This window comes from Collinsella sp. CLA-ER-H6 (assembly GCF_040092305.1).
Lineage (GTDB): Bacteria > Actinomycetota > Coriobacteriia > Coriobacteriales > Coriobacteriaceae > Collinsella.
In genome coordinates, this window is sequence record NZ_JBBNLS010000028.1 from 1 (window position 1) to 8842 (window position 8842).

The window sequence follows — 8842 nt, forward strand, 5'->3', positions numbered from 1 at the left end:
ACATAGAGCTCTATTACAATAGGGTGCGCATGCATTCCACCCTGGGCTACATGTCTCCAGTGGAATACGAGCGGCAATACGCTTGAGGATCCTTAAAAGAAAGTCCAGTTTATCCTTCCCACTCCAGGAAGCATCCCTCGATTCGAAGGCCTCGGAAAGTACCTTACGGATAAGGTAATCGTACCCCAGGGTACAGCTATCAGGGGGCAGGAAGGAAGAGTCCAAGCACTCAGGAAGAAGGCCAACCCGAGGTGCTGGCAGTCTCTCACCCGCATACCTTTCCAGACTGCGAAGCACGTATTTCCCATCATCATAAAGAACAGGTTCATCTTCTGGAAAGCGGTCACGGAGGGCGGCTTCGACTGCGGCGATGCAACGGACGAACAGGTCGTCCTCTCCCCTGACCCGCAAGTCAAGATTGCAGTATTTAAGAATCAGATTCTGCACCTCCGGCACAAGGCAGCAGAATTCCCAATACATCTTACGTGAATAATGGAAAAGATCATTGTGCATGGCGGCAACGGCGCATAGCGGAATCAGGCCTCTGTCGGCGTAATGCTTCGAGATGAATTCAATCGCTCGTGCCTTATTCCCTTCGGCGTGCCTACGCTCATCCCTCTCGTCCTGACGACGCTCGAATTCCTCCATGCGCTTGCTCTGGCAATACTGTACAACGGCGACGGCAAACGCCAATGCTAAAGAGATAACCGAGCATATTAATTCAGCCAACGTGTTCCTCTCCACAAGAAGTCTTCTACAAAATCCAGTAATCTCACGACTCCACTTATTGAGCAATTCTACGCATAAGACACTTGCTTTTATCAGAGCCATTTCATTATGAGCTTGTACGACTCTAGCGGAATAATTGGTGAGCTTATGGGGCTGGTTAGATCAAGCCATCTTTCGTCGACGAATCGGCGTCATCTGACAATGCATGAGGAGAACGTTGATAGATATACACCATCGTTTAAGCTCACTGGATTAGTTCTTGATAAGAGCGAAGAATAGCAGCAAGGAGATGATTGTATGGTTCGGCGAATCTCTAAATCGGAAATTGGCGGCGCACTTGAGCAGTGGCATGTCGGGTCATTAATCAAATTTGTTACGCAGAGAGTTTACGCGGAACAACTTATCCAGGGAATCCCCTACCTGCAGGCGATTGATGAATTTAGATCAAAAGAGGCGGGAGATGGAAGGTCTGATGCCTACGAGGGTCTCCTTACAAGTTTTATGTCTGTTGGTTCAAGTTGTGCAATTTACTGCATGACGGCACTTGAAGATTCGAATTATCAATTCTTCCTACAGAGTAAGGATGGGCAGCGCATTAAAGACGAATTTTCAAATAGAGGCGCTGCAGTTTTGATTAAGGATCCTGTCGAGTTTTTGCTTCGATTTCAGGAAGCGGAACCTGAAGGTATCAATTTTGGACTGGTTTCTTATGACGGAGACATATTTGAGCCCAAGGTGGCGTTATCCAACTTTAAGCAGGCAGCCAGTGAAGTTCCTTTCCACAAGAATCGTGCATATGAATATCAACATGAGTTTCGAATCGTCACTGGCCACGACTGCGATATCGAATTTAAACAGGAGGACAGGGACGGTGTAACACACAACGTGTTCAACGGTTACATTCCCTATCAGGGTTTGAGACTTGGCTCCCTTGATGACATTGCTGAATTGCTTACCTTTCAGTGAACGTCTATCGACAACGTTAAAAGGCGCGAGCTGAATTATGTATAACTTCGAAGGGCGGAGGATCCGGCATGAGCAAGAATAAAAGCGACCAGAACGCGCATGAAGAGCAAGTGTTCAATGATGTTCTTAGGCTATCGATGGCCACGGGTGGTTACAAGAAGAAAGCTGCCTTGAAGGTGAGTGGATCTATTAACGCAAGCAGCGAGTGCCCTGATATTGTTATTACCCGCGAAAATGGATCCATTGTTGGTTTGGAACATTTTAGAATCGACCATAACATCAAACATGGTCGAAACGCTCAATCAAAATCTGCTGAGTTCACATCTGTGATGAAAGCTGAGCGCGAAAAGCTAATGCCAAGGCTTAAGGCTGACGATGTTTCGCTGGAGGAATTGGCGGGCATCTTCGCAAACTATGTCTCGTTGGCAAAATACCATCAAAGCTGTGCATGTTGCGATGATTTGTCGCGCTCTCTAGATGCCCGATTGTTTGGTGGAAAAACAGGCCATGCTAGCAAATTACCTAAATACCGCAATCACCTTACTGAACTTAGCGGTGATGATGGCCGCATTGAATTGGGTTATCTAATTGAAATTCATTCAGATTTTCAGGGATTATTCATGCACGATGGAACAAGAGTAGCCCGCCTCGTCAGTGGGCAATGCCCACTTTATGCGGAAATTTACGATCTTCTTTTCAAGTCATCTTGCGAGGTCGATTGGATCCTAATAGGTTTTTACCCATGCCTGACTGACCAGATCGTGAATGCCGCCATCATAGATTGCCGTAACAATATGTTTAAGGAGAGCTGCCGCAGGCAGCGTCTTAAAAGAGCGGAATATTTAGGTCTAGGTAAAACAGAACCCTTTCTTAAGCAAAGCAGAGTTGGAGAAACAGAAATTGAGCTTTGCGGAGATAAGGTAAATATCAAAATCGAAAACCCCGCTGAAGGGATTTCCCCTGATCTCCTATTTTGCACTGCGATAAATGATGCTGCTAGAGCATTAAATCTTGATAGAAGCGGCGAATCGTATACAACAACTATTTCTGTTCAACTGATTTACGAACTCGTGCGGATGAGGAGTAAGAAGATACGAGGCATCGTAACACTCTATGACGTTATGCGGCTGCTTGCAGAGATTGAGCCAGCTATGTTAAAAGAGGAAATCGAGAGTTTTAGTGAACGGTATAACATTTCCGAAACACCAGACTTTTGCTTATAGACAATCCGGGATGTCACTAAAAAGCCAGCTCATACAGCTCACCAATGAGTTCGGTTTAGTATTTGCCCGCTTTGGCACCGCCGAATATTGCGAAGCAACTCTGATGGTTTTTCGCTTGGGCACCAAGGTCGACAAAGACCCCGGTGCCCCTTCGTTGCCTTCAGTCCAAACTGCGACATTATTGAATGCTTGTATCATTCATGTGGACCTGGGTCGCATGTCACGATTCAGCCCATGGTCGCGTCCGTATGGCCCCGCCTTCGATTATTGGGTGCCAATAAACAAACAAGCATATAGTTATACCTTGTGGATGTCCCTTTCTTCTAAATGGCAGCTATCTCAACAACGACATGCGGTAGCTAGAAACACTATACCAAGAAGGAAAAGCGTCACGGAAGTTGCGATCCAGTTGTTGTCGGCAGTCTTGGGGAGTGTCGCTGCGGTCACGTTGGTGGCTTTAGGCTTGGACGGCGTAGGCACCGTGGTCTTGGTCACCGTCGTCTTGGTCGTTATGTTTGTCTTGGGCGACGTAGCCGCAGGCTTCATTGCGGCAACCGTCGTTGGCTCCGTACCGGGTTGCTCTGCAGCGGGACCGACGCCACCATCAGGCGCGCCCGTCCCGCTGCCCGGCACATCGGACCCATCGTTCTCCCCCGCCGGAGGCATGGCGACATCGGGCTCAACCATCACATGCGGTGCCACGACTCCTGCAGCATCCACAACGCCACTAGTACCAAAGGTCCCGCCAGCAGGCGTCACGAACCGCGCGGACACGAGCGACCCACCCGTGCAAGCAACGCCGCCATCGGCACCGGCCGCGTCGAGCCACGAGGCGTCGACCGAAAGCCCGCACCCGGCCGAGCCGTCGCCAGCGTCCTGCAGGTACAAACCGTAAGCGTACACGCCGGCGGCGGGCGCGGCACCGAAGGCGACGACGCGCCCGCCGCCGCGCACGGCCATGTCGCCGGCGATCACGCCGGCCACGGCCTCGCCCGTGACGTTCGCCCCGTCCGCCCGGGCATCGACGGTGCAGCCGTCCACAACGAGCGCCTGCGACACGTGGATCGCGCACTGCGAGCCCGATGCCGCCAGGGACCCGGTGCCGCTAAGCGTCAGGTCGCCCCACACCTCCATGCCGCACTGCGAGATGTCCGCATCGGGCGCCTGCGACTCGACCACCGAGTTCTGCCCCACAAGCGTCACGACCAGGTCGCCGTCGGCGCCGATGGCGTCGCCCGCGTAGCCGTCGAGCTCCAGATGGCCGGCATCGGTCCAGGCCCAACCGGGGCCCGAAACGCCCGGCTCGCAGTACGTCGCGCCCGCGATGAACAGGCTCTCCGCGCCCGCGGCATAGGAAGGCCCGCCCAGCAAGACGCATAGGCAGGCCATGGCAGCGATCGCGATGTGATGACGGCTGGTGTGGGACTCGGCGGCAAACATACCCGCTCCGATCTTCGCAGGAGCCAATAGGATGTGCACCAGAAAATGCCCTGGTAGCAGCACCTATTAGTTTAGCGAGATCGATGCGGGAGCAAAGAGAAATCGCGTGGGCAATGTCCACAATTAGGTGTAAATCGTTTTGCCAGCCGGTGAAAGGGAGAATCAGCTTCCGAATTCGCCCTTCACGTTTCTGATGATGTTGTTTGATAAATGGTTCCGATAGTCCATAAAAGATGGTTCATAATAGATTTAGATGAAAAACCTTCGGATTTGTAAGGCGGGGTCGCTGAGACGGTACCGCCTAGTTTTATCAGCGTGCGCCTAACGATCGAGATCACATTCTCCCTCGCGCGCGAAGAAGTCTTGCCCTGCGAAGACTATGATCGGTTGGACAGGCCCGGCGTATATCGCGTACTTCCGTAGTTTTTCTTCGGAATATCCGTATTAAAAATACGGGCAAATTGACCAATTTGCTAAGCTACTTTATCCTGTGTTTCAAATAGACTCAGAAAGCAGAGGAGCCGTGCCATGCTCAAGAAGTTTTCGGTTTCAAATTTCAAGTGCTTCAATAAGCGAATTACATTTGATCTATCCGATCCCGCCAACTATTCATTCAATCAACAGGTAATTCAGGATGGCATTAAGGCAAAGGGCATCATATATGGTGCGAATGGCAGTGGAAAGTCCAATTTCGCCCTCGCGATATTCGACATTGTTCTGCATCTGACCGACAAGGAAAAGCTGCTCAAAAAATACTCGCCATACCGGTGCCTTAATTCAAAGAGTTCAATTACAGAGTTTCAATACGATTTTGTCTTCGACAATATCGAGGTCGTATACCGCTACGGGAAAACCGACCCACAGACGCTTGTATACGAGAGTCTGTACATTGCTGGCGTGGAGGTCTTGAGCTACAGGTTCGACGCTCAAACGGGCCATGTTGACCTGCCGGGCGCCGAGTCCCTCTCGCTTTCTACCGATCTCCCCACTGAGTCCGACAGGCTGTCGCGTGTCAAATATGTCAAGAGCAATGCAATACTGCGAGATGAGCCGTCTGCCAGGGCGTTTAGAGCCTTCACCTCCTTTGTCGACAACATGCTCATGTTCTACTCGCTCGATGAGCGTGGATATCAGGGGCTTTCGGTTGGCTCGGATATCTTTACCCAGGGCATTATTCGCGAAGGAAAGATGGAGGACTTCCAAGAATTCTTGCGCCAGCAGGGAATCTCCCTGAACCTCGTATCCGTGGACGTGAATGGAGTTCCCGAGCTTTATTGCAGGTTCGAGGGCGGTACCGTTCCGTTTGCGTCGGTCGCCTCGACAGGCACCATGTCACTTGCTCTGTACTACTACTGGTATATCAAGATGAGCAAGGCTTCCTTGGTCTTTATCGATGAATTCGATGCCTTTTATCACTTTGAATTGTCCCGGTCGATCGTGGAGATGCTACGGGACCTTGAGGGTGTCCAGGTTTTCATTACGACGCACAACACGGACCTTTTGACGAACGACCTCATGCGCCCCGATGTCTATTTCATTCTCAAGGAGGGGGAGATTCGCTCGCTGGAAAAGCTAACACCCAAGGAGCTCAGATTGGCGCATAACCTCCAGAAGATGTTTAAGGCCGGTGCTTTCGATGGCTAGCCCGGTCACGCTCTTCATCGTTGAAGGAGAGTCGCGTGACCTGCGCTTTGCGGAGAAGATGAAGGATCTTTTTCTGAAAGGGAGAGATGACCTGAGGGTGATCTGTCTGCCAGCGGCGCAGAACATCTACATGCTTTACGAGCGGCTTGCAGAGGAGGACTTCGATCTGGATGTTGTGGAGGTACTGAGAGAAACGGTGCCTTCTGCTGCAAAATGTCTAGAGGGCGTGGAGAGGGATTCTGTTGATGAGGTCTTTCTCTTCTTTGACTACGACTCTCATCAGAACAATGCGCCTGGATGCGAGTCCGATGCCCTTGTGGAGGCGATGCTCCTCGCATTCGATAACGAGCACGAGAGCGGAAAGCTCTATATAAGCTACCCGATGGTCGAGGCACTGTACGATTATCGCGCAGGGCAGTGCCAGGCGCATTCAGGCTGTTTTGTTGACAACTCGGAAATCGCTCAATATAAAAATAAGTCGGGAGAGGGAAACGTTAACGTGGGGAAGCACATGGAGCTTCCCCAATGGAAAGATGCAATCGCTGCCTTCGTATTGAGATGCAAGTGCCTGCTCGGTCTCGATGAGGTTTCATTTGAGACGTATCGAGAGCTGGTTACGGTCGATGCGATCTTCCGCGAGGAGAAAAGGATGCGGATCGAGGACGGTTCGGTGTTTGTGCTATCGGCTTTTCCAGAGTTTCTGCTCGACTATTTCGGTGATAAGTTCTTTAATTCCATGGCTCCGATGCGCCACCTTAAGTTCGATGATTGCCCCCGAGGAAATGGATGAGACGCAATTAATCTCGCGGGTACAGGTTCTCCTGTCTAAATTGTGAACTCGGCATAAGAGACGTTGTTGGCCATGCCCCGGACAGCATCCAGTCGATGATGTTCTCTTGCCTGATGCCGCCGCGACCTCCCACGTCAACGCGGTCGAGCGTGAGCGGGGTCTTCGGATAGTTGTTCCGAATCGCCTGCAGCGGCGCGAGCTCGGGAAAGTACCTCACTATCAGCTTCCCCCACTCCGACTTCGGGTTCACGCAGGTGATGTGGAACCCGTTAAGCCCAGCTTGGACAAGCTGTTAGGAGACTGGCATTTCGCCTGCGTCGATCTCGAGAGGATCGGCGACAAGGTTGCGAACAAGGACTGGAAAGGTCATTATGAGGGGTAAATAAGATGACAGACAACACGTATTCGGGAACTCTAAAATTCAAAGATGTTGATTTTGTCTTTGTGTTCGATGGCTCTGAGCTTGTTCTCATCCCGCCCAAAGAATGCAAGAATGACATTATGTGGGGTTGGCTAAAAAAAGAAATTTGCCCCGGTGTGTATACATCCGGCGACCCTTTGACTGTTGATGTGCCTTATCTTGACGGCTTCTGCAACGAGACAAGCAAGCGATTGATCTTTTTGACCAGGGAGGAATCGACTGTCGGAAGTCGAAATTCGACTCTGTATATCAACGTTGCTGGGTATCTGGAATGTAGCCCGAATACCAATGGTTTTTGCAGGATGACTCTATCCGGCAGGGCCTTGAATTACATTCATCCGGTTAATAGGGCATTCTCGCAGGTATTTGATTCTGACGACCTTACAGAAAAGGGAATCATCTCTATCAGGACAAATGGATTCGACAGAACTTCGACCGTGAAGAGAGCATTTCGCTTTGAGGGCAGAGATATCGCGGCGTATTTCTCAGTTGGGTGGACATGCAGTATGAAAATTAGTACTCCACCCATCACCCTTAATTCCAGCATGATTTTCGAGTTTGATGAAACGGACGATTACTGGTTTTTCTATCGCCTGTGGCATGCAGCAGAAGACTTCCTCAAATATCTGACATTCAGCAAAAACACACTAATTGAGGATTGCAGCCTGCAGGCTATGTACGACGACTCGCATTACCCCAGCACAGCTGAATTCAAGCTAGCGAGATCCTCAGAGCCATTTGATACCAAGCCTCTTGAAAAAGGTCGATATATTCAGCTGTCTTTGCTGGACCCGTATGAGATTAAAATGTTTGGAGCGATTGCAGACGGAGAAATCTACCTAAGGCATATTCCTGAAACATACGAAAAGGGACATACGCTCGATGCATCGGACTTCGTGCTGACTTCCGCAGCATTTGAATGGGAATTTGACCAAGCGTATCCAAGCGGAGTTGTCAAATCAGAAGCTCGAGTGGATGCTGAGCAACGAGCATCAGCTCAGATGGATGAATGCATTAACCAAAGCTCCGGAAAAGCTAAAAAGATATTGAAATATGCAAAGAAGAGCATCGGCTTTAGCAATCTGGAATCGAAGATAGTACAGGCTGGTCGAGATTTTCATGAAATGATTGGGGTATTTGGGGAAGGTCTATACAAAAGGAATGATGAGGAATTTTCCTACGAAGTCATTGGAAGCAGGCTGGCTGAGCAAAGAAATGACTTTGCCCATGGAAACATTGACAAGGATTTCAAAGGTGCTGCCATTCTTGATTTGCTGCTTCTACGCTATCTTGTCTATGCAATGCAGCTGAAGCGCATCGGTGTCTCAGCTGCAAATACTCGCAGAGCGATAAATGACCTATTTGGCTTAATGTATTACCTCCCTGCAGAAGACGGTGACACAGAGACGGTGGCCAAGAACACTGAGATAAATGAGCCGAACAACGAAACCGAAGGCAATGCAGACGAAATCCTAGAGGCGGAATAGAATGGTTCCCGACTGCTGACGCTCCTATTTGGCAAGGTGTTTTTTAGAATCCATTTTGCGCTCGGCCTCGAAGGCCTGCCTGTCCCAATCGAGCGGAAGTCCGGCCTCGACCCATGCCTCGTAGGCCCTCCTTATGGGCTTG

General features: G+C 50.3%; 7 protein-coding genes and 1 pseudogene. 5 read left to right on the plus strand and 3 right to left on the minus strand.

Annotated features, from left to right (window positions below; genetic code table 11):
• Positions 1 to 729: pseudogene (locus tag AAAX77_RS09635) on the minus strand (hypothetical protein); the annotation flags it as partial.
• A gap of 297 nt (positions 730 to 1026) precedes the next feature.
• Between AAAX77_RS09635 and AAAX77_RS09640 the strand changes: the two are divergent.
• Together AAAX77_RS09640 and AAAX77_RS09645 are read left to right on the plus strand one after the other, a co-directional pair.
• Positions 1027 to 1695 carry a hypothetical protein gene (locus tag AAAX77_RS09640; protein WP_349106058.1) on the plus strand — a complete coding sequence of 223 codons (669 nt, stop codon included), beginning with the start codon at positions 1027 to 1029 and terminating at the stop codon, positions 1693 to 1695.
• Positions 1696 to 1763: 68 nt separating this feature from the next.
• Positions 1764 to 2918: a hypothetical protein gene (locus tag AAAX77_RS09645; RefSeq protein WP_349106060.1), complete on the plus strand. Its 1155-nt coding sequence runs from the start codon at positions 1764 to 1766 to the stop codon at positions 2916 to 2918.
• Positions 2919 to 3257: 339 nt separating this feature from the next.
• Here AAAX77_RS09645 and AAAX77_RS09650 read toward each other — a convergent pair whose 3' ends face one another.
• Complete coding sequence (locus AAAX77_RS09650) at positions 3258 to 4358, minus strand: hypothetical protein (protein WP_349106062.1); 1101 nt, start codon at positions 4356 to 4358, stop codon at positions 3258 to 3260.
• Between the two features lie 528 nt (positions 4359 to 4886).
• On the opposite strand from AAAX77_RS09650, the gene AAAX77_RS09655 reads away from it, so the two are divergent.
• Positions 4887 to 6002 carry an ATP-binding protein gene (locus tag AAAX77_RS09655; RefSeq protein ID WP_118267980.1) on the plus strand — a complete coding sequence of 372 codons (1116 nt, stop codon included), beginning with the start codon at positions 4887 to 4889 and terminating at the stop codon, positions 6000 to 6002.
• Complete coding sequence (locus tag AAAX77_RS09660; RefSeq protein WP_117743949.1) at positions 5995 to 6792, plus strand: hypothetical protein; 798 nt, start codon at positions 5995 to 5997, stop codon at positions 6790 to 6792. Before AAAX77_RS09655 ends, AAAX77_RS09660 begins: the two co-directional genes overlap by 8 nt.
• A gap of 7 nt (positions 6793 to 6799) precedes the next feature.
• Here the strand turns inward: AAAX77_RS09660 and AAAX77_RS09665 are convergent, their stop codons facing one another.
• Positions 6800 to 7009, minus strand: coding sequence for a hypothetical protein (locus AAAX77_RS09665; RefSeq protein ID WP_147357156.1), 210 nt, complete (start codon positions 7007 to 7009; stop codon positions 6800 to 6802).
• A gap of 170 nt (positions 7010 to 7179) precedes the next feature.
• Here AAAX77_RS09665 and AAAX77_RS09670 point away from each other — a divergent pair, with 170 nt between their 5' ends.
• Positions 7180 to 8700: a hypothetical protein gene (locus AAAX77_RS09670; protein WP_349106064.1), complete on the plus strand. Its 1521-nt coding sequence runs from the start codon at positions 7180 to 7182 to the stop codon at positions 8698 to 8700.
• The last annotated feature ends 142 nt before the right edge of the window (positions 8701 to 8842 follow it).

Coding starts and splice junctions, on each gene's coding strand:
- AAAX77_RS09640 (WP_349106058.1), top strand. CDS start 1,027: ATGGTTCGGCGAATCTCTAAATCGGAAATTGGCGGCGCACTTGAGCAG.
- AAAX77_RS09645 (WP_349106060.1), top strand. CDS start 1,764: ATGAGCAAGAATAAAAGCGACCAGAACGCGCATGAAGAGCAAGTGTTC.
- AAAX77_RS09650 (WP_349106062.1), bottom strand. CDS start 4,358: ATGTTTGCCGCCGAGTCCCACACCAGCCGTCATCACATCGCGATCGCT.
- AAAX77_RS09655 (WP_118267980.1), top strand. CDS start 4,887: ATGCTCAAGAAGTTTTCGGTTTCAAATTTCAAGTGCTTCAATAAGCGA.
- AAAX77_RS09660 (WP_117743949.1), top strand. CDS start 5,995: ATGGCTAGCCCGGTCACGCTCTTCATCGTTGAAGGAGAGTCGCGTGAC.
- AAAX77_RS09670 (WP_349106064.1), top strand. CDS start 7,180: ATGACAGACAACACGTATTCGGGAACTCTAAAATTCAAAGATGTTGAT.